This window comes from Pseudoalteromonas sp. B160 (assembly GCF_037162485.1).
Taxonomy (GTDB): domain Bacteria; phylum Pseudomonadota; class Gammaproteobacteria; order Enterobacterales; family Alteromonadaceae; genus Pseudoalteromonas; species Pseudoalteromonas rhizosphaerae.
Genome location: NZ_JARLUX010000001.1, coordinates 3,909,074 through 3,935,913, shown reverse-complemented (window position 1 = coordinate 3,935,913; position 26,840 = coordinate 3,909,074). Strand labels below are relative to the sequence as shown.

The following is a 26,840-nucleotide window of genomic DNA, read 5'->3' as shown; positions in this document are numbered from 1 at the left end:
GCGGACTTCGCAATTGAACAGCAATAGTTGTATTTTATGTTGACCTTAGTTTATGAATGTACGCTTTTCATACAATAATTTCAGTGAATACTTGAAGTTAATAGCTTTTTCGTATTATGGTGGAGTTAAATGTGAATTAGTTGACAGTGTATGAACCTATTTTTGCTGATTGCAGGCAGCTTAAGTGCTTTAGCCGCACTCGCTCACCTTGGTTGTATTGTTTTTGGTGCGCCGTGGTATCGCTTTTTCGGTGCTGGTGAGCACATGGCAATGCTCGCAGAGCAGGGTAAGTTGACGCCTTCGCTGATCACTTTCTTCATCGCTTTTGTATTAAGCGTTTGGTCGTTATATGCTTTTTCAGCCGCGGGTTTGTTCAAACAGCTACCTTTCATACGCTTTGTGTTAGTTGTGGTAACTGCGATTTATTTATTTCGCGGTATTGCAGGATTATATTTAATGACTAATCCGCTAGGACGCAGTGAGATGTTTTGGCTTTGGAGCTCGATCATTTGTTTACTGATTGGCGGCTTTCATTTTATAGGATTAAAACAACAATGGCTGGTTTTATCAGTTAAATATTAGCAAGGAAGGAAGCAATGTCTTTATTTGTATCGACGGATTTTAACCCCCAGAAGCGCTGCAAACAACTGCGTTTTATTTTACTCCATTAAATGAGCAGGTAGTTGAGCTTGATTTTACTGCTGTAATGTCAAGTGTGCCGCAGCTAAAAGGTATATTCGCCCCAAGCCTGATTGGCCAAAAGCCGATATGACCCTTGAAGAGAATCGTCAAAGCTTAGCTCAACATGCCGCAGAGTTTAACGAAAAAAAAGCATTTGCTTATGCGATATTAAACTCGAAAAAAACACGCTGCCTAGGCTCAGTGTATATTGATCCTGGGGTGAACAATGAATTCGATAGTGAGATTACTTTTTGGCTACGTAATGATAGTCAGGAATTAAATAATACCTTACGGTTATGCATCTTACATTGGCTCGCTGAGCATTGGCCATTTGAACGAGTACGATTAATTTCAACTAAGTATCAGGCAAGCTTTAGTTTGTAATACCAAAAGTTTATAACGCAATACAGGTCATACTCATTAGCGGATGTGTTGTGTTAGCTGGCTGATAACGTACTGCGGTTTGTTATCTGTGTCAGTGCTGTTAATCCGGATAGAGCATTTGCCGAAATTACATTATCAAAGCTGTTGTTATGTGTTCTCAGCTGTTGTATTTAAATCAGGCATAAGGTTAAGTCTGTTATGGATCGCGTGATGAACAAACGAAAGCTTAGTGCGTACCGCCTGTGTTAAAACAAATGGATAAGCATCAGCTAAGCCCATGCTGCGATTTAACGAATTTAAAATAATCGAAAATTCCATCCAGCTATCCAACATTACTGAGATTGATGTTTGGCTATTAAAGTAATACGAGTTTTGCGGTAGCCTTAACTCATCAGTGTCCTCAACTTCAAATTCATTACCGAGTGTAGAACCGGTAATAGAGAAATTTTTGCTGTCTCTAAAGTATCAATAATATGCATGTAGTGCGCCCAAGTTTCTGCCCAGTCTTCAAAAGGGTGCATGGTGGCGTATTCACTAATATAGTTTTCATGCCAATTAGCAGGAGCGCCATTTTTATAATGGGCATCAATCGCTTGTTGGTAATCTAAAGAATCATCGCCAAAATATTGTTTACATAAAGCATGTTTTTGCGGTGAATTTGCAATTAACTGGTCAAAATAATAATGCCCTAACTCATGACGAAAATGACCAAGCAAAGTGCGATAGCGCTCACCCATAGCATGCTTTGTTTGTGAGCGAGCGACATCATCAGCTTCAGCCAAATTAATTGTAATATGGCCGCAGTTATGGCCAGTAAAAACATTTTCTTGACCTGCTAATTTAGTCACGAAATGGTCATTAACACTGCGGTCGGTTATAAAATCAAAACTAAGGCCACCTTCGGCATCTTGGCTGAGGTTATTTAATGGTAAAGAAAGCGCTTTAAGTGTATACAATGCTCGGCGTTTTGCTGTTTCCATTTTGGTCCAAAGTGGAATGTGTTGATTAATACTTAGATCTGGGATTGTTTCATTAAACCGACATGCGAAACACAGCACTTCTTCTGTGTCTGGCGCTGGTACAAAACTGTCGATATCAACCATGCCATTGCATGCCTTATAGTGTGCATTGTTATCACATTTTTGATAGGGCACATCAGGGGCTGACGCTTTGTAATATAAGCCCGTTGTGTCATTAAATTCGTAGGGTTCTACAAGGTTAAAATTGTCATCAATACCAACAGTTTTGCCACAGGCAAGGCAGTGACTACTTTCAAAAAACAATATTTGATTATCTTTGCAGTTACATTTAAACGTTTTCATATTTTTTACCGTATCCGTTGATAAATACAATGACAAATTATTCAGTGAACAGACTTACATTAGCTATATTGCTAACAAATTATAAAGTTAGCAAATTATAAAATTAATAAGCCTGAGATTACTTGCCGTTAAATTCGTTGCAATAAATCTGATTTTTTCTCATTAAACTCAGCATCAGTGAGTGCGCCTAAATCACGTAATTGTGCTAATTTTTCAATAATGTCGAGGGTTTCATTCACTGAGTATTGCGAAGCATTAATAGCTGTCGACTCGCTACTCATCATTTTATCATTTGAGCCTGTCTCAGGGGGGATTGCTGTTGTTTTGCAAAGTCTGTTGATTGGGCAAAGTTGGTATTGTGACTTGAATGTGTCTGAGTGAAGCTATCATCAGCAATCACTGGCAAACTATTTACGCTAATGTTTCCCCACTGGCTACTAAAGGTAAGCGATATATCGTTGCCTTGTTGCTGGCTTACTCCCCGATCTGGTGATCGAGCGTATCATAGAGTGTGACCTGACCATTTTTTTCAATGGCTAAGCGATTAGGAAAAACAGCATAACGGGTGTTGTTTTGTGAACCGGTACTCGATGGATTACCTAAATTAACTGGCCACCACTGGTTGCTACCTAAAGTACCGGCAGGAATGACGGGGAAAACTTGGTTGTTTGCTAAAATAGTGGCAAGTTCGTTACATAAGTTATCAACGGTGTTTTTCAAGCCATTATTGAACATGTCTCCTACCATTGTCATTCCACCGCGCATCCATTGACCTGAGCCGCCAAGCTCTGGGCAATTAAACTGCGCCATTGAACCGCCGCCATTATTTACTGCAACTAACATATGTACTACTGCCTCATAACTTAAACCATAGCGGGCAGATATTCCTTTAACCAAGTTGTCACCAATGTTTGTTAATGTTTGCATAAATAGAGTCCTTAATATGAAGATAGGCGGGATGTGTATTACGTCATGATCTAACTGTGAACAATCTACCTTAAGCATTGATGCTAATAATAAATTAGCAAAATAAAATGCCAACATTGCTTGTTTAAAGACACTAAGCTTGCTAGTTTGGCTTTCAGGGCGATTAAAAATCAAACTACTATAACACTGTTAAGAAGCTTAATCGTGGTTTTATTGTGAACTATTTTTTAAGTTCGTTTTAGCGAAGCATTTAACTGGTGTTGTGATTAATTGGGACTTTTTTCTATTTAATCGCTAGAAAAAACAGGCATGCTTTATTGGTGAATTACATAAAATAATAAGCGCTGTGTGATTTTTAATACTTAGCTTTGTACTAATTTGGTGCGAATGTCGCACCAAATAATTCTTCACAGCGCTCGCTCTTTGATTCTAAACAGTCAATAGTGACCAATATATAGGCTAACAGCCTAATTTTATTATGTAATCTATATGGAATGTATATTGCTTAAATAGCAGGCAGGTAGTAGTAAGTTATACTTAAATGGCTATACAAAAAATTAAAGAGGGATTAATCGATGACAATTACTGTTGGTATAGCGCACCATACTCAATACAAGTACGACCGCCCAGTAAATATGGGGCCGCATATTTTCCGCTTACGTCCAGCACCGCATAGCCGAACTAAAATTAAAAAGCTACTCATTAAAAATAGTGCCGGAAGATCATTACATCAATTGGCAGCAAGACCCTTTTGGTAATTATCAGGCAAGAGTGGTATTTAATAGCCCCACAACTGAGTTTAGTTTTACTGTTGATTTAGTGGCCGAAATGACGGTAATTAATCCGTTTGATTTCTTTTTAGAAGAATATGCTGAAGAGTTTCCATTTGAATACGATAAAGTCGCAAAGGCTGAGCTTAATCCCTATTTAAAAAAACGTAAGGCGAGTCCTAAGTTTTTAGAATTGATTGATTCGTTACGTCCGGAAAAACCAATCAGAAGTGTTGATTTTTTAGTTGCGGTCAATCAGTCAATTTATAATCTTGTTGGCTACGGCATTCGTTTAGAGCCTGGAGTTCAAACGGCGAACGAAACCATCACAAAAAAACCGGTTCATGTCGAGATTCTGCGTGGTTGTTAGTACAACTGTTTCGTCATTTAGGTTTGGCTGCTCGTTTTGTATCTGGTTATTTAATCCAACTTACATCAGATCAAAAATCACTTGATGGCCCAAGTGGTCCTGATGAAGATTTTACTGATTTACACGCATGGACTGAAGTATATATTCCAGGCGCAGGTTGGATCGGGCTTGATCCTACCTCCGGCTTATTTGCTGGCGAAGGCCATATTCCGCTTGCGTGCACACCTGAACCTAGCTCAGCAGCACCTGTCTCTGGTGGCATAGATAAGTGCGAATCAGAATTTAGTTTTTATAACAAAGTAACGCGCGTACATGAAGACCCTCGCGTTACAAAGCCATATTCAGAAACACAATGGGCTGCAATAAACCGCTTGGGTCAGCAAGTTGATGATGTATATGTTAAGGAAGGTGTTCATTTAACAATGGGCGGTGAGCCGACGTTTATTTCTATTGATGATATGGAACATCCCCAATGGAACACAGAAGCCGACGGTAAAGAAAAACGAGTGTTAGCACAAAGCTTATTTATTGCGATGAACAAAGCATATACCAAAGGTGGCTTTACACATTATGGGCAAGGTAAATGGTATCCGGGAGAGTCACTGCCTCGCTGGCAATATGCATGTTATTGGCGAAAAGACGGTGAAGCTTTGTGGCAAGATGCCAGTTTATTAGCTGATCCGAATAAAGATTATAAATTAGACCACACAGATACCAAGCGTTTTACAGAACAGCTATGTGCAGAAATAGGCCTTGAAACCAAGGCTATCACTACAGCCTATGAAGATATTTTATATCATTTATGGCAAGAGGCATCGTTACCCAAAGAGGTGGGGCCTAAACAGCCTGAACTTCTTAGTGCAATGAGCCGTAAAGGCTTTTTAGCTAAAATGGAACAAGGTATTGAAAAGCCTGTTGGTTATGCATTGCCGCTGCAGTTTAATCAAGCGAAACATTGCTGGCAGTCATGCAAATGGGAATTTAAACGCGAATACTGTTTTTTATTACCAGGTGAATCACCCCTTGGTTATAGATTACCGCTTGATAGCCTTGAGTGGACAAGCAACATTATTGAGCGAGATCCGTTTGATATTCCAGATAACTTTACAAAAGCTAAAAAACTGCAAAAAGGCTTTATTGGTCAACAGATGATCAAAACCGCAATGGCATTGGAAGTAAGAGAAGGGCGGTTGTACATCTTTATGCCCCCAACGAGCCATTTTGAACATTATATGTCGCTATTAAATGCGATTGAAAGCACCGCAAAAACCCTGCAAATCCTGGTTGTTATTGAAGGCTATAGCCCGCCTAAAGATAGTCGTGTAGAAAAATACGCCGTGACACCTGATCCAGGTGTCATTGAAGTGAACATCCACCCATCTTCGTCATGGCAGCAATTGGTAGATAGAACAACGACACTTTACGATCTAGCCAAACAAGCACGTTTAGGAACAGATAAGTTTATGGCGGACGGTCGTCATACCGGCACCGGGGGGTAATCATGTCACTTTAGGTGGTGAAACGCCACAGCAAAGCCCGTTCTTACGACGCCCAGATATTTTAAGAAGTTTTATTACTTATTGGCAGCACCATCCTGGATTATCTTATTTATTTTCAGGTTTATTTATCGGCCCTACAAGCCAAGCACCTCGTGTGGATGAAGCACGTGATGAGTTGCTCTATGAGCTTGAAATCGCATTTTCACATATGCCTGAAGGGGAAGTGCCTGAGCCATGGCTCGTTGATCGTTTGTTACGCAACTTACTTGTTGATTTAACAGGTAATACACACAGGGCGGAGTTTTGTATTGATAAGCTATATTCACCCGATTCAGCAACAGGACGACTAGGTATTGTCGAGTTTAGGGGGTTTGAAATGCCACCTCACTCACAAATGAGTTTAGTGCAAATGTTGTTATTACGGACTTTATTGGCTTGGTTTTGGAAAAAGCCTTATCACAAACCGTTGATCCGTTGGGGCACCGAATTACATGATAAATTTTTATTACCTCAGTATGTTGAAAATGATTTAGCTGAGGTTGTTAGAGATCTGCAGCAAGCTGGTTTTGCATTCCAAGTAAGTTGGCTAAACCCATTTTTTGAGTTTAGGTTCCCTGTTTGCGGCACCCGAGAACTCGATGATGTGACGTTAGAGCTTAGAACCGCGATTGAACCGTGGCATGTACTAGGTGAAGAAGCCAGTGCATCTGGTACTGCTCGGTATGTTGATTCGTCATTAGAGCGCGTGCAAATCAAAGTAATTGGCACAATGAGTGACCGCTATATCGTTACATGTAATGGCCGACGCGTGCCGCTTAAAATTGTTAAAGGCAAAGCGAAAGATGAAATGGTTGCCGGGATCCGTTACCGTGCATGGCAGCCACCAACAGCGCTGCATCCTACAATTGGTGTACATGCACCGTTAGTATTTGATCTGATCGATACCTGGGAAGGCCGCTCAATGGGTGGTTTTGTCTACCATGTTAGTCATGCTGGTGGGCGAAATCCAGAAACATTACCCGTTAATGCATTTGAAGCTGAAGGGCGAAGGGTTGCACGATTTTGGGAGCATGGTCACACACCATCATTATTAGCATCTGATCAGCCTAGTTGGAGCCCATCGGCTGCGACACGAAGCTTTGAATCAGCACAATCGGTGAGTGAATTTGTTGTTCCCGATGAAGAAAATACTAATTCAGATTACCCTAATACGCTCGATTTAAGGAGACAACCTAAGTTCAAATAAATCATCTTTTTGGGTTGTTCATTGTATGACTCCACTTTGACATTACGCAAAGTAGAGTCATTATTTAACAGACGCTTTTGTTAATACAATTACCAACAAATTGAACTAGAATGATAGTTTACTTTCTATAGCGGAGCGCTTTTTAGCTTGTACATTAATAATAATACGATGCCAGAGCTGCCTAATTGGTTGTCTTTATACCTTGATAAACGCCACGGTCATGATGAATTGGCGGATCACAGTGGCTTAAACCCTGAGCATTGGGATACTTTATTTAATCGTTTAGCAAGTTTAACCGCTGAAGATGTAAGTAGTCGTGCCATTGAAATTACGCAACTTTTGCAAAATGGCAATATTAAAAGTGAGAGTAATCAACAGTGGCACTTCGATCCACTGCCTTTTATGTTTTCTCGAGCAGATTGGAATACGTTAGAGCAAGGCATAAAACAGCGAACTTTATTACTTAATAAGATCCAACAAGATGTTTATTCTGAGCAAAAGCTACTTTTGAGTGGGCAAATATCACCGCAGCAGCTGTACCAAGATAGTCATTACTTACGTGAAGGATTTAGCTTACCAAGTGATGAGCTAAAACTGTTTTTTACAGCGGTTGATGTGTATCGCGCACCATCGGGTGAATTTAAAGTCTTAGCTGATCATTGCCAATGTCCGTTAGGTCTAGGGCTATTGCTTAAAAACCGCATTATAGCTAGGCGCGTTATGGCTGAAGAGTTTGCTGAATGCAACGTGCAACAAATTAAAGAGTTTTTAAATTTGTTTCAAGAAGGCATTAACGAGTTTATTCATTATATGGATGATCCTCGTATTGTTATTTTAACTCAAGGGATCGATGATCCAAATTATAACGAGCATGCGTTTCTATCTACTTACTTTGGCTATACTTTAGTGCAAAGCGCTGATTTAACAGTGCGTAATGGCGAAGTGTGTTTAAAGTCATTACAAGGGTTGGGGAAAATCAATGTGATTTTACGTTGGATCCCAGATCAAAGTATCGATTCACTTGAACAAACACAATACTCGTTACATGGTATTCCAGGCTTATTACAAGCTGTACGTGAGGGCTCAGTAAAAGTATTAAATCCTTTTGGTAGCGGGGTACTCTCATCACCAGCAATACAATGTAATTTAGCCCAGCTATCAGAGCAACTTTTACAACAACCATTATTACTAGATTGCCCTAAGTACCACAGCATTGAAGATGTTAAATCATCGGATTGGTCACAGTTAGTGTTTGGTAGTTATAAAGATCCTAAACTAACACTTGATGGCCATTTAGACGCTGATAAAATTAAACAACTTATAACTAAGCAACCTAGCGATTATTATTTTCAAGATAAACCCGCATTTAGTAGCGCACCATTTTGGGATGACGGTAAGTTAATTGCAAAACCTGTGGTATTTAGGTGTTATGTATTAACCACAGAAAATGGCATCGAAGTGCTGCCATCGGCACTGTGTTTCTCTTATCAAAATAGTGCTAACGCTAAGGGCGCTGGTTGGCTCAAAGATACTTGGATAAATACCAGTAAAGATATTGATTTAACTGAGCAAAGTGTACCAACACCAATTAAAAAAAGAATGGATGTAAGCTTACTTGAAGGGGTTATATCAAGTCGTACTGCAGAACATTTATTTTGGCTCGGTCGTTATTTAGAGCGCTGTGAAAATACCATAAGAATATTACGTATCTTTATTGATCGTTACACTGAGTTGGCTATTTATCCAGATTTAATACGCCGCAGTACTGTTGCTCGTTTGTTGGCTGCTATCAGCGCTCAGCATATTGTTTACCCTTATGTAGAGCAAGCAATCAAGCTTGAAGAATTTGATAGCGCAGTGTCTAAGCAAACAGCGTTTGCTTTACTCGCTGATGAGCTACGCGCGGGTAGTATAATAAATACGTTAAATTATTTAGCGAATGCATCAGTACAGGTCCAAGAATTATTGTCTCATGATAGTCGTCGTATTATTGATGAAATCAATGAGCAAGTTAAAGTGCTAAAGCATATCAATATCAACATTTCATCACGTGCGATGCAAAGTATTTTAGATAAAGTGATTGGTTTGATCATGGCCTTTAATGGCTCGTTAGTGGATTGTATGCCAAACAGCAATGGCTGGTTTTTACTTGAGATGGGTCGCAGGATTGAGCGCAGCTTACAAATCACCTCATTAACAGGGGCTTTATTAACGCAAGAACTCGAGCAAGCTGAAGAGCTTGGTTTACTCGAAGCGGTTTTGAGTAGTCAAGTTAGCTTAGTGACCCATAAACGTCGCTATAGAATGTATCAAAGTATAGGTACTGGGCTTGAGCTATTATTACTGGATGCAGAATACCCTCGCTCATTACTTTTTCAGTTAGAGCAAATAAACCAGTTATGTAAGCATTTACCGACTAAACGCAGACAGGGAGTGATAGCAGCACATGAAAAAGCAATTTTACTTTCTAAAACGAGTTGCTATGTCACAGAAAAAGACTACCTGCAAAGGACGGACGCTGGAGTTCGTAAACAGTTAATCGAGTTTAACCATAATATTCGCCTGAACTTAAATACCTTTTGTGATGTATTATTATTGCAGTATTTTTCTCATACACAAACGGCGAATAAATTGAATTGGACTAATATTGAGCAAGCTCAATCGTGAAATATAAAATAAAGCATTCCACAACCTACAGTTATGCCGATTTTGTTAGCTTGTGTCAAAACCAAGCACGGTTAACACCAAAAACAAATCGTGCTCAGATATGCCACAGTAGTCGCATAGATATTGAGCCGCCGGCAAATTATCTACAAGAATTTACGGATTATTTTGATAATAAAGTGACCGCGTTTGAAATAGCCACTCAGCATAAAAAACTGAAAGTGACTATGACCAGTGAAGTGGAACTTTTATTAAGTGCAAATATTAACCTCGTCGACACTGATATGCCTTGGCAAGAGGCTCGCGATATCGTCGCAAAGCCAAATACATATCAGCTGTTAAAAACATCGGAGTTTATTTTGCCATCTCAATATACTCCTTTTGTACAGGGTATAAAGGAATACGCTTTAACGTCGTTTTTAGCTGATATTAGCTTGATTTGTGGCTGTAAAGATCTCATGGCACGGATTTTTCATGAGTTTCAGTATGATCCTGGTTTTACTACGATTAGTACGCCTTTGAGTGTTGTTTTTGCACAAAAAAGGGGCGTTTGCCAAGATTTTGCACATTTTGCGATAGCGTGCTTACGCAGTATTGGTTTAGCAGCACGTTATGTTAGCGGGTATATAGAAACAATGCCTCCCGAGGGGGAAGAAAAGTTAGCAGGTGCAGATGCGACCCATGCATGGTTTTCTGTGTTTGTGCCAAGGTTTGGTTGGGTAGACTTTGATCCAACAAACAATGTTATGCCTAATGAGCAGCATATAACACTTGCTGTTGGCCGTGATTTTTCTGATGTCACTCCTTTGAAAGGCGTGGTTTTTGGTGGCGGTACACAATTGCTTGATGTAGCGGTTGATATGATTCGATTGGAGTGATTAAAACAACTCAATATTAATAATGGATAAGGCGGAAGGATGTATGAAAATTGACTGGAAAGCATATCAAACAAATGGCTTTTTTGATGAATTAATAGACGCACAAGGAAATATTCGAACGCACGGTAAACAGTTAGCACAGTTTTTTTCTAGCTTATCAAAAGAAGAATTAGTTAAAGCCAGAGCTGTTGCAGATCTTGCCATAAAAGAAATGGGCATTACGTTTACAGTTTATAATGAAGGCAATATGATCGATAGAGCGTGGCCGTTTGACATTATTCCGCGCACTATTGGTAAAAAAGAATGGCAAACTATTGAGGTAGGTTTAAAACAGCGTGTTGAAGCGTTGAATCTGTTTATAAATGATTTATACCATGATCAAAAAATAATAAAAGACGGTATTTTTCCAAAAGGCTTACTCGAAAAATCAGTTAACTTTCGCTCTCAATGTGTTGGAATTACTCCGCCAAATAATATATGGGCGCATATCTGCGGCTCCGATTTAGTGCGCGATGGAAATGGCACTATGTTTGTACTCGAAGATAACTTACGCGTGCCGTCTGGGGTGTCTTATATGCTTGAGAACCGCTCTGTGATGAAACGTGTTTTCCCTGAGTTATTCGAACAAGTGTCGATTTTACCAGTTGATGATTATCCTTCACAACTGTTTGATATGTTGGCAGCAATGTCACCTCGTCCAGACGATAAGCCTGAAGTAGTGGTATTAACACCTGGTGTATTTAACTCCGCCTATTTTGAACATTGTTACCTTGCTCAAGAGATGGGCTGTGAATTAGTAGAGGGGCGTGATTTAGTAGTCGAAAAAGACGACTGTGTCTATATGCGCACAATTACAGGCTTGCAACGCGTTGATGTAATTTATCGACGCATCGACGATTTATTCTTAGATCCCGAAGCTTTTTTACCTGAATCACAATTAGGTGTACCTGGTTTAATGCGAGCATGGTCGAAAGGTAATGTGGCGTTAGTCAATGCACCCGGTGCAGGGGTTGCGGATGATAAGGTGGTTTATGCCTATGTACCTGACATCATAAAATATTACTTGGATGAAGAACCCAAGATAGAAAATGTGCCAACCTATAAGTGTTTAGATCCTAAAGAATGTGATTATGTTATTAAAAATATCGATAAACTAGTTGTCAAACCTGCAAACGAGTCGGGTGGCTATGGTTTATTGATTGGTCCTAAATCGACTAAAAAAGAGCAACAAGCAACCATTGCACAAATAAAAGCCGATCCACGGAATTGGGTAGCGCAACCAACTCTTGATTTGTCTACGGTTCCCACCCTTGACGGGACAGAGCCTGATGGACGTCACGTTGACTTGAGACCGTTTATATTATCGTCAGGTAAAGACACACAGATCACTACTGGTGGCCTTACTCGTGTTGCGATGGTGAAAGGTTCATTAGTGGTAAATTCATCTCAAGGCGGTGGTAGTAAAGATACCTGGATTGTTGACGAAGAGGCTAAATAATATGTTATCAAGAGTAGGTGAAACTTTATATTGGGTAGCTCGTTACGTTGAACGTGCAGAAAATGTTGCACGGTTAATTAATGTCAACAACATGCTGATGTTGGATTTACCTAAAGGCGTATGTACAGGCTGGGAGCCATTAATAGATATTATTGGCGCACGTCAGGCGTATGAAGATAAACACGCTGATTACACAGAGCAAAAAGCGCTGCGTTATTTACTTGTAGGTAGTGATAATGGCTCGTCTATTTTAAATTCTATTATCTATGCTAGAGAGAGCGCTCGGACGATCCGAGACGTAATGCCTCGCGATGTATGGGAAGAAATTAACTCCCTTTATTACTATGTAAAAGATAATCAAAAAGAAGGGCTTGCTAAGCGTGGCCGATTTGCTTATCTAAAGAAAATCATCGAATCAGCCCATCAAATATTTGGTGCTTTAGATGCGACTATTAACCATGATCATGGTTTTACGTTTATCCGCTTTGGGTCGTTAATAGAACGTGCTGATATGACGTCACGGATATTAGACATTCGTTCAGAGACGTTGATCACCAGCGATGAAGCAAAACCTTATGAAAATATTCAGTGGATCAGCTTATTGCGCTCGCTTAGTGCTTATCAAATGTATCGACAAGAGATGAGCGTACGGGTGCAACGTGCTGATGTATTAGAATTCGTGATGCACAGTGAAGTATTTCCACGGTCAATTTTGTTTTGCTTAATAGAGCTGAAAACGCTGATTTCACCTTTGCCAAACTCTACAGAGATTATAAATTTAATTGATGCAGTGGTAAAACAATTGAAAGCTGAAGATGTAAGAGCGCTTAAAAATGGCCACTTACACAATTATATGGATCAAATCCAAATTGAATTAGCGGGCATTCATAATGCATTAGCGCAAACGTATTTTTTAAAACCGCCAGAATAGGCCTGTTAAGCTATTAATCTTATAATACGCCCAAGGTTTTAAATTACATTGGGCGTTATTAACTAACGTGAGCTTTGGCTAATTATGAAAACGCGTTGTCTTTTAATTGTGCTTGCATTTGTTCGCGCATTTTAAACTTTTGTAGTTTTCCGGTAACCGTCATAGGGTAACTTTCAACAAATTGAATATGTTTTGGTATTTTAAAATAAGCTAATTTATCTTTTAAGAAGCTGCGAATTTCTTGCTCTGTTAACACGGCATCATCTTTAGGCTGCACCCAAGCACATACTTCTTCGCCGTACTTGTCGTCACTGATGCCAAAAATAGCAGCATCTTGCACGCCAGGGTAAGTGTAAAGTACTTCTTCAATTTCGCGCGGGTAGATATTTTCGCCACCACGAATGATCATATCTTTAATTCTGCCCACTATTGCAACAAAACCTTCCGCATCCATTACACCTAAATCACCAGAGTGTAGCCAGCCTTCTTTATCGATAGTTGCGGCGGTTTTTTCTTCATCATTCCAATAGCAACGCATAATACCCGCACCACGGCTGCATACTTCGCCAGCAAGCCCTATTTTTTGTATATTACCCACTTCGTCAATAATTTTTACTTCTGTATGCGCCAGCGCGCGGCCGACGGTAGTAACTTGTTTTTCAATGGATGAGTCAATCTCCGTGGCATTATTAATGGGACTACATTCCGTTTGGCCGTAACCGATAACAACTTCATTCATATGCATCAGCGATTGTACTTTACGCATTACTTGCTCAGGACACGTCGAGCCTGCCATGATGCCCGTACGTAAACTGGATAAGTCAAAACGAGCAAAATCTTTTAGTTCCAGTTCAGCAATAAACATCGTAGGTACGCCATGCAGTGCAGTACAGCGTTCTTTTTCAACTACCTCAAGCGTGATTGTTGGATCAAAAGAATCTCCTGGAAATACTGCCGTAGCTCCTTTACTTATACATACTAAATTACCTAATACCATTCCAAAACAGTGATATAACGGCACTGGAATACACAGCTTATCATCTGCAGTTAAGCGCATTGCATTAGCCATAAGAAAACCATTATTTAAAATGTTTTTATGGGAGAGCGTAGCGCCTTTAGGATTGCCTGTTGTGCCGGAGGTAAACTGAATGTTGATATCTTGATCTGGTTGCAAAGTTGCACCAATGGCGTTGAGCTCAACGCGGTGGGCGGCCGTTGGCATTGTCATAACTTGACTAAAACTAAACATGCCTGCGGCAGGCTCATCACCAATGCGAATAATATTTTTTAAATAGGGGAGGTTTTTTGCCTGCAGTTGCCCAGCTTTTGCAGCGGCAAGTTCGGGCAGTAATTCATTAAGCATGCCTAGGTAATTACTGGCTTTGAAACTTGAAGCGGTTATAAGAGTTGAACACTCGACTGAATTTAGTGCAAATTGTAGTTCGTTTGGACGATACGCTGGGTTAATACAGACCATGATTGCGCCAATTTTGGCGGTCGCAAATTGGGTTAAGCACCACTCAAGGTTGTTTGGTGACCAGATACCAACACGATCACCTGGTTTTACACCTAAAGCCAGTAACCCCATTGCCAGCTGGTTGATCTGCTGCTGATATTCTTTATAGCTTAAACGAATGTTTTGATGATGCAGCACTATCGCAGGGTGGTCTGGATTATTGTCGACAATGGAGTCGAAGTAATCACCTATGGTTTTATTGATCAATGCTGGGCTTTGTGCTCCTTTATAGTAGCTATGCTCTAAGCCAGCTGTATCTTTGACTGTTTTATTCGCATCGGTTGCAGTTGTATTATTGTTACTTATTTGCATGTACGGTCTCCGTGTCAATGTTGTGAGAGTCTACTCAGTTAGAAAAACACAGATTGTCGACAAATGAAAGCGCTATACGACCAATGTAGTAATAAAAATGATAAATATTAGGCAATAAAAAACGCTAGCTGTAGCTACAAAAAAACATTGCAGTACACACTAGCGTAGTATCTGATTATAAATTTAACTCTAATTGAAAATTAAAGCTCTTCGCTGCGGTAGGTTTTTTCATTAAATGTACATATGCATTTACAAACGCATTTTCTTGGTACTTTTTAAGCCCCGTTTCAGCGAAATCAATAGGAATAGGATTACGTTTTAATTGTTCTTTGATCTCGGTTGTACTGAATAAATAAACACTCAGCTCAGGGATCAATTGAATTGCAGTTTCCATTTTGAAACCGTTCGCACTACCGGCAAATTTACCTTTAGGCGCACGTTGACGAATAGCAACTGAGTCAATTTGATAGTCCTGCATAAGTTTCGCAAAATCAAATTGGAATTTACGCATTACTTCAGTGTCATTACCATTACCTAAGGTAAAGCGAGTTTGGCGAATATCTCGTATATCAAATACATCGTTATCTTTTGTTAAAATACACAGTAGTACGTCACTACCGGTAATTTCTACACCGCATGTTCTCATTGTCATTCTCTAAATAACTAATTTGGGCAGCATTATATCAATTAAACGCCTTAAAAACAGTGCATTTTAAAAACCGATTTCAATCCCAATGCCACTGTGGTCGCTTACGCAGATATCTTCATCAATTTGGTTTGGATTTAAGTGTTTATCAAAGCTTAGATAGTGCAACGATTTTATCCGCGATAATGCACAATCAGTATTAAAGTGTCCTGAGGTCAAAATATAATCAAGCACATTGCCACGACCTTGATAATAATGTGTTGCTGGTTTTACTTTACCATTTGCCGATTCACTGCTTAATTCAAACGAATCAGTTAATCCTACAATGGGTTGTTCAAGCTCTAAACAGGGCTCGCAACGAGTAGGGTGAAATCCTTGGGTCATGAATGACAGCGCAGGGCTGTCAATATTGTCGTTAAAATCCCCCATTACTAATGTTGCACAGTTTTTTTCACGCTGGGTTTTTAGCGCATCATAATAAACAATCGAAGCTTCCAGTGAGCGTGATATTTGCGATTGCATCATGCCAACGGTTTGTTGTAATAGATTTAATAAGGGATCGTCTTGATTATGAATGTTTAAAATATGCGCCATTGAATGCACCCGTTGTGATTTAAAGTGCACCACATAGCAGGTTAAATCACCAAATTCAGGTACATCAAAACTGCATTTAATAGGTGTGCGATTAAATTTAAATTCATTTTGATTATTTAAGTACTCAAGTAGTTCTGGGCAAGGGGTGAGTTCGTGGCATGCTTGAAAAGGGATTTTCGCGGCAATCGCCACCACAGGGTTAAATAATACCTGTGGATAGAGATGATCACTGCGTGGACTGGCTACAGTAGCAAAATAGTCATAGCCTTGCTCTTTACACAAAATGGCCAATTCTTTAGGGCTAAACACCTCTTGGAAAGCAACAACCGTTGCTTGACTTTGCTGTAGAAAGTCAGTGATAAATTGCTGTTTTTGCCGCCATTGCGTTGCGTTGTAACGTTCATGTAATTGATAAAAAGAATAAGGTGGCGCCGTAAAATTAAGTAAATTTAAAGTGGCAAAACGGATACGATTAGACGTCGTCATTAGGTTATCCAACAGCTGAAATTAAATTAAGTATGAAATGCGAGGGTTATTTGTCAATTTGTCTGGCTAAATACTTGTATTTAGTGGCTCCAAACGCGACAATAACTGCTTGTGTTTGCTAAGACTCAACAAATACATTAACCAAATACGGTTAAAATTAACAATGCTTATTCGTAAAAGCGTTGTCGAGTTATTCATTTTAATTTAATAAATACATGTGATGCATTGTAGGCGTCACCACTGTAGTAAGGACTTATAATGCCAGTTATTACTCTTCCTGACGGCAGTCAGCGTAGTTTTGAAAACCCTGTAAGTACACTTGATGTAGCCAATGATATCGGCCCAGGCTTAGCAAAAGCCACTATCGCTGGTCGTGTTAATGGCACTCGTGTTGATGCCTGTGATTTAATTTCTGACGATTCTCGCCTTGAAATCATCACCGCAAAAGATGATGACGGCTTAGAAATAATTCGTCACTCATGTGCTCACTTGATTGGTCATGCAGTTAAGCAACTGTTTCCTGATGCAAAAATGGCAATTGGTCCAACGATTGATAATGGTTTTTACTATGATATCGATATGGAACATTCATTAAGTCAAGATGACTTAGAAGCTATTGAAAAGCGCATGTTGCAACTTGCTAAAACAAACTACGACGTGGTTAAGAAAACCGTAAGCTGGCAAGAAGCCCGTGATGCATTTGCAGCGCGCGGCGAAATGTACAAAATTCAAATCCTTGACGAAAACATCGCTAAAGATGACCGTCCAGGATTATATCACCACGAAGAATATATCGATATGTGTCGTGGTCCACACGTACCGAACATGCGTTTTTGCCAACATTTCAAAATAATGAAAGTAGCCGGTGCCTACTGGCGTGGCGATTCAGATAATAAAATGTTGCAGCGTATTTATGGCACTGCATGGGGCGATAAAAAGCAACTTAAAGCCTACTTACAACGTTTAGAAGAAGCCGAGAAACGTGATCACCGTCGTATTGGTAAAGCACTTGATTTATGGCATTGGCAAGAAGAAGCGCCAGGCATGGTGTTTTGGCACAACGATGGTTGGAGCATTTACCGTGAACTTGAAGAGTTTGTGCGTGAAAAGTTACGCGAGTACCAGTACGAAGAAGTAAAAGGTCCAATGATGATGGATCGTTCTTTATGGGAAAAATCAGGTCACTGGGAAAAGTATTCAGAAGCAATGTTTACCACTGAATCTGAAAAGCGTGAATACGCAATCAAACCAATGAACTGCCCAGGTCACGTACAGATCTTTAATCAAGGTTTAAAATCGTACCGTGATCTTCCACTGCGTATGGCTGAATTTGGTTGTTGTCATCGTAACGAGCCGTCAGGCGCACTTCATGGTCTAATGCGCGTACGTGGCTTTACTCAGGATGATGCCCATATCTTCTGTACTGAAGAGCAAATCATGGACGAAGTATCAGCGTGTATCCAAATGGTTTACGATACGTACGAAACATTCGGCTTTGAAAAAATTGTGGTGAAGCTGTCAACACGCCCTGAACAGCGTATTGGCGAAGATCATATGTGGGACAAAGCAGAGCTTGCATTAGCTGATGCACTGAAAGCAAATAACATCGAATTTGATTATTTACCGGGTGAAGGTGCTTTCTATGGTCCAAAAATTGAATTTACTTTGTACGATTGCTTAGACAGAGCGTGGCAGTGTGGTACAGTGCAACTAGATTTTGCATTACCAGGGCGTTTAGGGGCAACTTATGTTGCTGAAAACAACGAACGTCGTACACCTGTTATGATACACCGTGCAATATTGGGCTCTATCGAGCGCTTTATCGGTATTCTTACAGAAGAATACGCGGGTTTATTCCCGACTTGGCTTGCACCAAAGCAAGTAGTGATTATGAATATCACTGATAAACAAGCTGCTTATGTGCAGGAAATTGTACAAAAATTAAATAAACTTGGAATTAGAGCCGCTGCTGACTTGAGAAATGAGAAGATTGGCTTTAAAATCCGTGAACACACATTAAAACGTATCCCCTATTTACTTGTTGTTGGTGATAAAGAAGTTGAACAACAAGAAGTAGCTGTACGTACCCGCACAGGTGAAGACTTGGGCAAATTTAATGTTGATGAATTTGTCGCTAAAATTAGCGAAGAAATTAAAAATCGACTATAAAAACTCTGCGTGTAGGGCATACATTTAATTGCTAACTACACGCTTATTATTTGATATTCTTGGAGGAACGTACTATTAGAGGCGGCAAGAAAGGGCAACAAACAGCCCAAAAAAATCGTATTAACGAAGAAATTACAGCTCAAGAAGTTCGCTTAATTGACATTGAAGGCGAGCAAGCTGGAATTCAGTCATTAAAAGACGCGCAAACTATGGCTGATGCCGCTGGTGTTGATCTAGTAGAGATTAGCCCAAATGCTGAGCCGCCTGTTTGTAGAATCATGGACTACGGTAAGTTCATCTTTGAAAAAAGCAAAGAACTAAAAGAGCAGAAGAAGAAGCAAAAGCAAATCCAGATAAAGAAATCAAATTCCGTCCTGGCACGGATGAAGGTGATTATCAGGTTAAGCTTCGCAACTTACGTAAGTTCTTAGAAGGTGGCGATAAAGCTAAGATTACCATCCGCTTCCGTGGTCGTGAAATGGCCCACCAAGAAATTGGTATAGAATTATTAAACCGTATCAAAGGCGATTTGGAAGAGCTTGCAGTTGTTGAGTCTTTCCCTAATCGTGTTGAAGGTCGCCAAATGGTTATGATGATGGCGCCTGTTGCTAAAAAGCAATAAACAAGCTAAGATACGCAGCGAATTTAGCTCAGGTCACCAAGTAATATGCAAATATTCACCTGTGCTAACCGGTAATAAAGTAAAACTGCAGCATTTATGTTGGGTTTTCACCGGAATATGGCAGTAAGTTAGGCCTAAAAGTGGAGCTATAGCAATATATCTCACGCCTGCTTACTAATTTTAAAGCAATACATTTGGAGTTATTGCAATGGCTTATAAGCTAAAAAGTCACAGAGGCGCGGCTAAGCGTTTCAAAAAGACTGCTTCTGGCGGTTTCAAGCGTAAACAAGCGCATCTTCGTCACATTCTGACTAAGAAAACTTCTAAGCGTAAGTTACACCTACGTCCTAAGATGATGGTTCATAAGAACGACCATGGTCTAGTTTCACGTATGTTACCATTCGCTTAATAGGGGTTTTTAGAAATGGCAAGAGTTAAACGCGGCGTTGTCGCACGTGCACGTCACAAAAAAGTTTTAAAACAAGCAAAAGGTTACTACGGAGCACGTTCACGTGTTTACCGCGTAGCTTTCCAGGCTGTTACTAAAGCGGGTCAATACGCTTACCGTGACCGTCGTGCGAAGAAACGTACTTTCCGTCAATTATGGATTGCACGTATCAATGCTGCTTCACGTCAAAATGGTCTGTCTTACAGCCGTTTTATCAATGGTCTTAAAAAGACATCTGTAGAAATCGATCGTAAGATCCTTGCAGATATCGCTGTTTATGACCAAGTTGCATTCGCAGCGCTTGTTGCAAAAGCTAAAGAAGGCCTAGCGGCAGCTTAAGCTTTTAAAATAAGTATTAAAAAGGAGCCTATGGCTCCTTTTTTTGTGGCTAAAATAAAGTTTTCACCAACAGTTATTTGCGGTAAGGCTCGTGAAAAGCGAGATAGTCGGTAGTGATCCCAACTGCGCTAACGCTATATAATAATTACAAATAAATGAGGTAATTAACTATTTTGAATTGGCAATCCTTAGTTGATAACCGCCAACGCTTTTTCTGGGTATTACAGATTGCGGGTTGGATCGGTTATGCACTTGTTAACTACATTGGCTCAAAAGTCTTTGAGATGCGCGATATTTATGTATTTGTGATCGTACTCAATGCTTACGCCAGGTGTTTAATGACTGTGCCATTGCGCTATATGTATCGCAAAGCCTGGAATGCATCTCCTTGGGTTTTAATGTTAGTAGTGTTCGGCGCTTCGTACATTACAGGCACTTTATGGGCGGTAATACAAAAATTTAATTTATGGGAGATTTATCGCCATGGTTATCGTCCTACAGAATGGTTTTACTATCTGCAACAAGGCTTAGATTCGGTTTATATTATTCTTTGTTGGAGTGGTTTGTACTTTGGCATTAAATATTATCAACTACTGCAAAGTGAGCGCCAAAAAGCCCTTAAAGCAACAACGATGGCGCATGAAGCACAACTGAAAATGCTACGTTATCAATTAAATCCTCATTTTTTGTTTAATACTCTTAATGCTATATCTACGTTGATTTTGGTAAAAGAGAATAAAGATGCTAATTTAATGGTGTCAAAGTTGAGCGACTTTTTACGTTATACACTCAATACCGATCCGATAAAAAAAGTCCCACTTGAACAAGAGTTGCATGCACTGATGCTTTATCTTGAAATAGAGCGAGTACGCTTTGATGAACGGTTGCAAGTGAATGTGCAAATCAGTGATGAAGCAAAAAATGCATTAGTGCCGAGTTTAATATTGCAACCGATCATCGAAAATGCGATTAAATATGCAATAGCTCATCTTAGCGAAGGGGAGTAATTGATATTAAAGCACAAGTTTTTGCTAATGAACTATTATTGGAAGTAGGCGATAATGGCCCCGGTACTGAATTACTTAATGGCCAATTAGTTAATTCACAAGGGGTAGGGGTGGCAAATACGAAAGACCGCCTGAAAACTTTGTATGAAAATAACTATTCGTTTGTGTTATCACATAATACGCCAAGTGGATTGAAAGTGAATCTGCGCGTTCCGTTTGAGAAGGCTGTGAAGAAATGAGCAAGATTAAGACCCTGATTGTCGATGATGAACCATTAGCCCGTAGAGGGTTAGCGGTAAGATTAGAGGAGTTTGATGATATCGAAGTCATTAAGTTATGTAACTCTGGTCAAGAGGCTATCGATGCATGCCAAGCAGGGAAAATAGATTTAGTTTTTTTAGATATTCAAATGCCTGGAATGAATGGGTTTGAGGTTGCCAGAGCACTCAGTGAAAGTGTCAGAGCGTTACCTGCTATTGTATTCGTAACCGCATTTGATCAGTTCGCAGTCAAAGCATTTGAGATCCATGCTTTAGATTACATCCTTAAACCAGTCGACGACAACAGACTAAAACAGGCGGTAGAAAAAGTGCATACCTACTTGAAGACGCAACAAGACAACGCCCATAAAAAGAAATTGGCGAGTTTTGTAGCTGGAATTACTGGTAATAATTGTGAAGAGATTTTGAAAAAACTGGCAACTGGCGATACATTAACAGATCGCCGTTACCCAGAATCTTTAGCGGTGAAAGAGCAGGGTGAAATAATCCGTGTACCTGTAGCGACAATTCAATGGGTTGATGCCGCTGGTGACTATATGTGTTTACATTGCCAAGATGGTCAAACGCATATTTTACGAAAAACTATGAAAGAACTAGAACAGGAACTTGATCCTCAGCTATTTGTACGTGTCCATCGCAGTGCGATTGTAAATACTAAACAAATTAGCAAGCTTGTAACTCAGGTAAGTGGTGAGTATTTATTAGTGCTTGAGAACGGCCAAGAATTAAAAGTAAGCCGTAGTTATCGCGATAAAGTAAAAGCTGCGTTAGCAAGTTAACTTAGAAACGGGCTCAATAGCTGTTATATAACGAAGTAAATTAAACCATGTGTTTTAAATAAAAAAACGCGAGCCTTGGCTCGCGTTTTTTATAACTGCGTTAATTAAGCAACAGTAACAATTTTCATAGTATTGGTTGCACCAATCGTTTCCATAGCATCACCATGAGTGATGATCACAGTATCGCCAGATTGTAATGAACCCGCATTCACAAGTGTGTTAAGGGCATCTTTTACCATGTTATCTTTTTCACATTGTGTTGAGTCAAAGAATACCGGGTAAACACCACGATATAATGCTGTTTGACCAAGTGTACTGGCATGACGAGACAATGAATAAATAGGTAAGCCAGAGCTGATACGTGACATCAATTTTGCTGTGCTACCTGATTCAGTTAAAGTAATAATCGCTTTTACTGAATCTAAATGGTTTGCCGCATACATAGCTGACAATGCAATTGATTCTGCATTAGAAGAGAAACGACTATCTAAGCGATGCTTAGAAACGTGAGTTTCTTTTTGTGATTCTGCCCCTAAACAAACGCGCGCCATGGTTGCCACGGTTTCTTCTGGGTAATCGCCTGCCGCTGTTTCAGCTGAAAGCATTACCGCATCAGTGCCATCAAGGACTGCGTTGGCAACATCCATAACTTCTGCACGGGTAGGCATTGGGTTATCGATCATTGATTCCATCATTTGTGTTGCTGTGATCACGGTACGGTTAAGTGAGCGAGCACGACGGATAATGAGTTTTTGTTTACCCATTAAGGCAGCATCACCAATTTCAACACCTAAGTCACCACGAGCAACCATCACCGCATCTGAAGCAAGGATAATATCATCAACTGCTTCTACCGTTTCAACGGCTTCAGCACGCTCAATTTTAGCTAAAAGCTGTGCTTTAGAGCCTGCAGCTTCAGCTAGTGAACGCACATAACGCATATCGTCGCCACTGCGTGGGAATGATACTGCGATATAATCAACATCAATTTCTGCTGCAGTTAATAAATCTTCTTTATCTTTATCAGTGAAGGCTGGAGCAGTTAAACCACCACCTAAGCGGTTGATGCCTTTATTGTTAGATAACACGCCACCAACAGTTACTGTGGTATGCACTAAATGACCTTCAACATTTACTACTGTTAATTGAATTAAACCATCGTTTAAAAGTAGTAAGTCACCAGGGGCAACATCTTGTGGTAATTCTTTATAATCAATACCTACGGCGTTGATATCGCCTAGGCCTTTTTCCATTTTTGCATCAAGAATAAATTTTGCACCAACAGGTAGCGTTACTTTGCCATCTTTAAATGTCGATACACGAATTTTTGGGCCTTGTAGATCGGCTAAAATAGCAATGTGCTTGCCTAGTTTTTTGGCAATGTCACGCACTGCTTGGGCACGGTCTTTGTGATCTTGTGCAATGCCGTGTGAGAAATTCAAACGCACTACGTTTGCACCAGCACGGATTATTTTTTCTAAGTTGTTATCTCGATCGGTTGCAGGTCCAAGGGTCGCGACTATTTTTGTGCGTCTAAGCATCAAATTCTCCTGTAGGCTTACAATGTTGTAAGCAGGTTGACGGTTTTTCGTTATTTATAGGTGTTAGTTTAACTGACACGCATAATACAGTTTTTACTGACAGCAAATAGCGCGTTGACATCAAGGTAACGTGTAAAGCTGTCATTATTTTATACAAAAAAATTATGACCACATTATGACACCGGTGTCAGGTCTCGTCAATGCTCGACTCAGAAATCCATATCAGGAAAATTTATCGCCCCGAGGCAACGGTTGTTTGATATAATCACTGTATCTTGCGTGTTTGTCTTGCGCAAAGCGTTGTATCTGTTGTCTAGGCTCGCAATTTTAAGTGGCTTGGGTATATAATGCGCGCGGTATTATTTCATTTACTAACCAATAGTTGTTACCGAGGAGGACACTAAATGCAAGTTGCATTAGTAGGGTTAGGCGTTATGGGTAAAAATCTTGCTCTCAACTTGATTGAACAAGGGATGACGCTAGTAGCTTATGATAAAAACCCAGACGCGGGCGAAGAGCTATTAAGCTGTGCTAAATTACAAGGCATGGCAGATCGTCTGCACATTGTGTCTGATTTAGGTGATATGGTAAAACGGTTAACGCCGCCTCGCTCAATTTTGTTATTAGTGCCAGCGGGTGAGTTAGTCGATAAAGTTTGCAGCGATTTAGTTGATGCAGGCGTTGATTGTGACGATATTATCGTCGATTGTGGCAATAGTAATTATAAAGACGGTATTACTCGTAAACTAAAATATCAAAATAAATTTGAATTTGCCACTATGGGGATTTCTGGCGGTGCTGAAGGCGCGCGTCATGGTCCTGCGATGATGGCAAGTGGTTCAGAAGGCGGCTGGGAACGCGTTGAGCCATGGTTTGAAAAAGTAGCAGCAAGCTACAAAGGTGAATCGTGTTTTGCCCGTGTTGGTCAATCAGCCAGTGGTCACTTTGTAAAAATGGTGCACAACGGAATTGAATATGCATTAATGCAACTAATCGCAGAAATGTATCAATTATTACGCTTAGGCACTAACCGCACTCCACATGAAGTTGCAGAGATTTTTAATCAATGGTCTGAAGGCACACTCAATAGCTATTTATTATCTATCTCAAGTCATATTTTATCGTTAGAAACCGATGCGGGTGAAGCGTTAGTTGATTTGATTGATAATAAAGTTGGCGCGAAAGGCACGGGTTTGTGGACGGCACAAAATGCATTAGAACTGGGTATAGCCGTTCCTTCATTGGTTGCAGCTGTGCAAGCGCGTCACTTAACCAATACTGGTGACACACATGCAGCGAAAGAAATGACGTATGCAGCTAAATCAACTTCACAGGTTGAATTAGATTTAGATGAACTTAAAGATGCCTTCTTGTTTGCAAGTTTACTGGCTTATCGTCAAGGCCTTGCGCTGATCAAAGGTGCATCACGTGCACATCAATGGAAAGTCGATTTATCTAAAACACTGCAAACATGGCGTGCTGGTTGTATTATCCGTGCTGATTACTTAGATAACATCGCTGAAGGTGTTGAGTTTATCGACACTTTAGAAAAAGAGTCATTAGCGCTGCGTAAAATAACAGGTCAAGCAATGATGACTGGATTAGCATTTCCGGTACTTAGCTCAACGCAAACGTATTTTGCGACGTTGACGACACCAAGCAATGGTCATCTAGTACAAGCACAGCGAGATTATTTTGGTGAGCATGGCATTAAAACTCATAGTGGTGAGGTATGTCATTTAACTGATTTAGTAGAGATTGACGCGAAAGTACGTTAATTAGGCCAATAAGTTAAAATGAAAGGCACGCTAATTAGCGTGCCTTTTTAGTTTAAAAAAATAGTTTTTATTATAAAGCGCTCAGCTTATCTACTTAACTCACCACGTAAGTTGTCTTGCATTAAATGGCGAATAGTTTCAATTTCAAGCTTTTGGCTAAATAAGTAGTGTAATTTAGTTAAGCATGCCTCTAAGGTCATATCGTAACCGCTGATCACACCAATGTTAAGTAATGCGTTACCAGTTGCATAGCCGCCCATATTTACATGCCCTTTTAAACACTGGGTTAAATTGACGATAACCATACCGCGCTTACTTGCGCTGGAGAGGATCTCTAAAAAGTCTGGATCTTGTGGTGCATTGCCCACACCAAAGCTCAATAATACGAGGGCTTTAATATTGTCGTTTACCAGACTTTTAACTACAGCATGACTGATCCCTGGATACAAGTATAAAACACCAATAGGTTGCGGCGTGATGTTGGTGACTTGTAGCTCATTTTCAACATACGGGCTCAACTGGCCTTTTAATAATTGAATATTAATACCTGAGAGAGCCAGTGGGTCTAAGTTAGGGGATGCAAAGGCATCAAAGCCATCGGCATGTGCTTTAGTTGCACGATTGCCGCGAAATAATTGATTATTGAAAAATAGACTAACCTCAGCAATCGGATAATTAGCCGCTAAATACATCGCATTAAGTAAATTTACTTGGCCATCAGAGCGCAATTGCGACAGTGGAATTTGCGAGCCTGTCACTATCACTGGCTTTGTTAAGTTTTCAAACATAAAGGACAAAGCAGATGCGGTATACGCCATGGTATCTGTACCATGAAGCACGACAAAGCCATCATAATCTTGGTATTTACTTTTAATATCATCAGCGATTAGTTGCCAATGAGCAGGGGACATGTCTGATGAGTCAATCAGCGGGCAATACTCGTGAATATCGAATAAGGGCATTTCATCACGATTAAATTCGGCATTGTTTTCTACGGTTTGTGTTAAAAAACCTTCAGCGGGAATATAGCCTCGACTCGATTTTTTCATCCCAATCGTACCGCCAGTATATGCGATATAAATACGTTTACGTTTCATAAAAAAAGCCCAGTAAAAAAACTGGGCTTAGTATAACGGTTAGTTGCTGCGATTA

At 40.0% G+C, this 26,840-nt stretch carries 22 protein-coding genes and 3 pseudogenes; 16 read left to right on the top strand and 9 right to left on the bottom strand.

What is annotated here, in order from left to right:
- Positions 1–150: 150 nt before the first annotated feature.
- Both P4S61_RS18370 and P4S61_RS18365 read left to right on the top strand, forming a co-directional pair.
- On the top strand, positions 151–582 hold the full coding sequence (locus tag P4S61_RS18370) for a hypothetical protein (RefSeq protein ID WP_182717430.1): 432 nt from the start codon (positions 151–153) through the stop codon (positions 580–582).
- 186 nt (positions 583–768) lie between these two features.
- A complete protein-coding gene (locus P4S61_RS18365; RefSeq protein ID WP_337118844.1) occupies positions 769–1,065 on the top strand; it encodes a hypothetical protein in 297 nt (98 codons plus the stop codon).
- 147 nt (positions 1,066–1,212) lie between these two features.
- Here the strand turns inward: P4S61_RS18365 and P4S61_RS18360 are convergent, their stop codons facing one another.
- From P4S61_RS18360 to P4S61_RS18345, 4 genes are all read right to left on the bottom strand, one after another.
- A complete protein-coding gene (locus P4S61_RS18360) occupies positions 1,213–1,383 on the bottom strand; it encodes a putative zinc-binding metallopeptidase (RefSeq protein WP_337118843.1) in 171 nt (56 codons plus the stop codon).
- 65 nt (positions 1,384–1,448) lie between these two features.
- Positions 1,449–2,387, bottom strand: a complete 939-nt coding sequence (locus P4S61_RS18355; RefSeq protein ID WP_337118842.1) for a zinc-binding metallopeptidase family protein — start codon at positions 2,385–2,387, stop codon at positions 1,449–1,451.
- A gap of 128 nt (positions 2,388–2,515) precedes the next feature.
- Entirely contained in the window at positions 2,516–2,671 is a 156-nt protein-coding gene (locus tag P4S61_RS18350; RefSeq protein WP_337118841.1) for an SHOCT domain-containing protein, read from the bottom strand.
- Positions 2,672–2,861: 190 nt separating this feature from the next.
- The gene (locus P4S61_RS18345; RefSeq protein WP_337118839.1) at positions 2,862–3,314 is read right to left on the bottom strand and encodes a hypothetical protein; all 453 of its coding nucleotides are present in this window, start codon (positions 3,312–3,314) and stop codon (positions 2,862–2,864) included.
- Positions 3,315–3,889: 575 nt separating this feature from the next.
- On the opposite strand from P4S61_RS18345, the gene P4S61_RS18340 reads away from it, so the two are divergent.
- From P4S61_RS18340 to P4S61_RS18305, 7 genes and pseudogenes are all read left to right on the top strand, one after another.
- Positions 3,890–4,072, top strand: coding sequence for a transglutaminase N-terminal domain-containing protein (locus tag P4S61_RS18340; RefSeq protein WP_337118837.1), 183 nt, complete (start codon positions 3,890–3,892; stop codon positions 4,070–4,072).
- Entirely contained in the window at positions 4,026–4,454 is a 429-nt protein-coding gene (locus P4S61_RS18335) for a transglutaminase N-terminal domain-containing protein (protein ID WP_337118835.1), read from the top strand. The genes P4S61_RS18340 and P4S61_RS18335 overlap by 47 nt, the downstream gene beginning before the upstream one ends.
- Positions 4,448–7,199 (top strand): annotated as a pseudogene (locus tag P4S61_RS23020) (transglutaminase family protein). The gene P4S61_RS18335 and the pseudogene P4S61_RS23020 overlap by 7 nt, the downstream one beginning before the upstream one ends.
- 147 nt (positions 7,200–7,346) lie before the next feature.
- Complete coding sequence (locus P4S61_RS18320) at positions 7,347–9,866, top strand: circularly permuted type 2 ATP-grasp protein (protein WP_145233165.1); 2,520 nt, start codon at positions 7,347–7,349, stop codon at positions 9,864–9,866.
- Entirely contained in the window at positions 9,863–10,741 is an 879-nt protein-coding gene (locus P4S61_RS18315; protein ID WP_145233166.1) for a transglutaminase family protein, read from the top strand. Before P4S61_RS18320 ends, P4S61_RS18315 begins: the two co-directional genes overlap by 4 nt.
- Positions 10,742–10,784: 43 nt before the next feature.
- Positions 10,785–12,239 (top strand): circularly permuted type 2 ATP-grasp protein, encoded by a 1,455-nt coding sequence (locus P4S61_RS18310; RefSeq protein WP_145233167.1) that lies wholly within the window; start codon positions 10,785–10,787, stop codon positions 12,237–12,239.
- 1 nt (position 12,240) lies between these two features.
- Positions 12,241–13,170, top strand: coding sequence for an alpha-E domain-containing protein (locus P4S61_RS18305; RefSeq protein ID WP_145233168.1), 930 nt, complete (start codon positions 12,241–12,243; stop codon positions 13,168–13,170).
- 82 nt (positions 13,171–13,252) lie between these two features.
- On the opposite strand, the gene P4S61_RS18300 is transcribed toward P4S61_RS18305, so the two are convergent.
- The 3 genes from P4S61_RS18300 to P4S61_RS18290 form a co-directional block, all read right to left on the bottom strand.
- Complete coding sequence (locus P4S61_RS18300) at positions 13,253–14,998, bottom strand: AMP-binding protein (protein WP_182730608.1); 1,746 nt, start codon at positions 14,996–14,998, stop codon at positions 13,253–13,255.
- 175 nt (positions 14,999–15,173) lie between these two features.
- Complete coding sequence (locus P4S61_RS18295; protein ID WP_337118827.1) at positions 15,174–15,644, bottom strand: DUF3010 family protein; 471 nt, start codon at positions 15,642–15,644, stop codon at positions 15,174–15,176.
- Between the two features lie 66 nt (positions 15,645–15,710).
- The gene (locus tag P4S61_RS18290) at positions 15,711–16,724 is read right to left on the bottom strand and encodes an endonuclease/exonuclease/phosphatase family protein (protein WP_182734231.1); all 1,014 of its coding nucleotides are present in this window, start codon (positions 16,722–16,724) and stop codon (positions 15,711–15,713) included.
- 258 nt (positions 16,725–16,982) lie between these two features.
- On the opposite strand from P4S61_RS18290, the gene thrS reads away from it, so the two are divergent.
- The 6 genes and pseudogenes from thrS (at position 16,983) to P4S61_RS18260 (ending at position 22,369) form a co-directional block, all read left to right on the top strand.
- Positions 16,983–18,893 carry a threonine--tRNA ligase gene (gene thrS, locus P4S61_RS18285; RefSeq protein ID WP_145233174.1) on the top strand — a complete coding sequence of 637 codons (1,911 nt, stop codon included), beginning with the start codon at positions 16,983–16,985 and terminating at the stop codon, positions 18,891–18,893.
- Positions 18,894–18,952: 59 nt separating this feature from the next.
- Positions 18,953–19,515, top strand: a pseudogene (infC, locus tag P4S61_RS18280) (translation initiation factor IF-3).
- Positions 19,516–19,723: 208 nt separating this feature from the next.
- Complete coding sequence (gene rpmI / locus P4S61_RS18275; protein ID WP_004587840.1) at positions 19,724–19,924, top strand: 50S ribosomal protein L35; 201 nt, start codon at positions 19,724–19,726, stop codon at positions 19,922–19,924.
- Positions 19,925–19,939: 15 nt separating this feature from the next.
- Positions 19,940–20,302, top strand: a complete 363-nt coding sequence (gene rplT, locus P4S61_RS18270; protein ID WP_008110477.1) for a 50S ribosomal protein L20 — start codon at positions 19,940–19,942, stop codon at positions 20,300–20,302.
- A gap of 173 nt (positions 20,303–20,475) precedes the next feature.
- Positions 20,476–21,548, top strand: a pseudogene (locus tag P4S61_RS18265) (sensor histidine kinase).
- Entirely contained in the window at positions 21,545–22,369 is an 825-nt protein-coding gene (locus P4S61_RS18260; protein ID WP_145233180.1) for a LytR/AlgR family response regulator transcription factor, read from the top strand. Before P4S61_RS18265 ends, P4S61_RS18260 begins: the two are co-directional and overlap by 4 nt.
- Before the next feature lie 104 nt (positions 22,370–22,473).
- Here P4S61_RS18260 and pyk read toward each other — a convergent pair whose 3' ends face one another.
- Positions 22,474–23,910 carry a pyruvate kinase gene (gene pyk / locus P4S61_RS18255; protein WP_182730606.1) on the bottom strand — a complete coding sequence of 479 codons (1,437 nt, stop codon included), beginning with the start codon at positions 23,908–23,910 and terminating at the stop codon, positions 22,474–22,476.
- A 404-nt stretch (positions 23,911–24,314) separates the two neighbouring features.
- On the opposite strand from pyk, the gene gndA reads away from it, so the two are divergent.
- Complete coding sequence (gndA, locus tag P4S61_RS18250; protein WP_145233185.1) at positions 24,315–25,688, top strand: NADP-dependent phosphogluconate dehydrogenase; 1,374 nt, start codon at positions 24,315–24,317, stop codon at positions 25,686–25,688.
- An 86-nt stretch (positions 25,689–25,774) separates the two neighbouring features.
- Here gndA and ansA read toward each other — a convergent pair whose 3' ends face one another.
- On the bottom strand, positions 25,775–26,785 hold the full coding sequence (gene ansA, locus P4S61_RS18245; protein WP_149982498.1) for an asparaginase: 1,011 nt from the start codon (positions 26,783–26,785) through the stop codon (positions 25,775–25,777).
- Positions 26,786–26,840 lie beyond the last annotated feature (55 nt).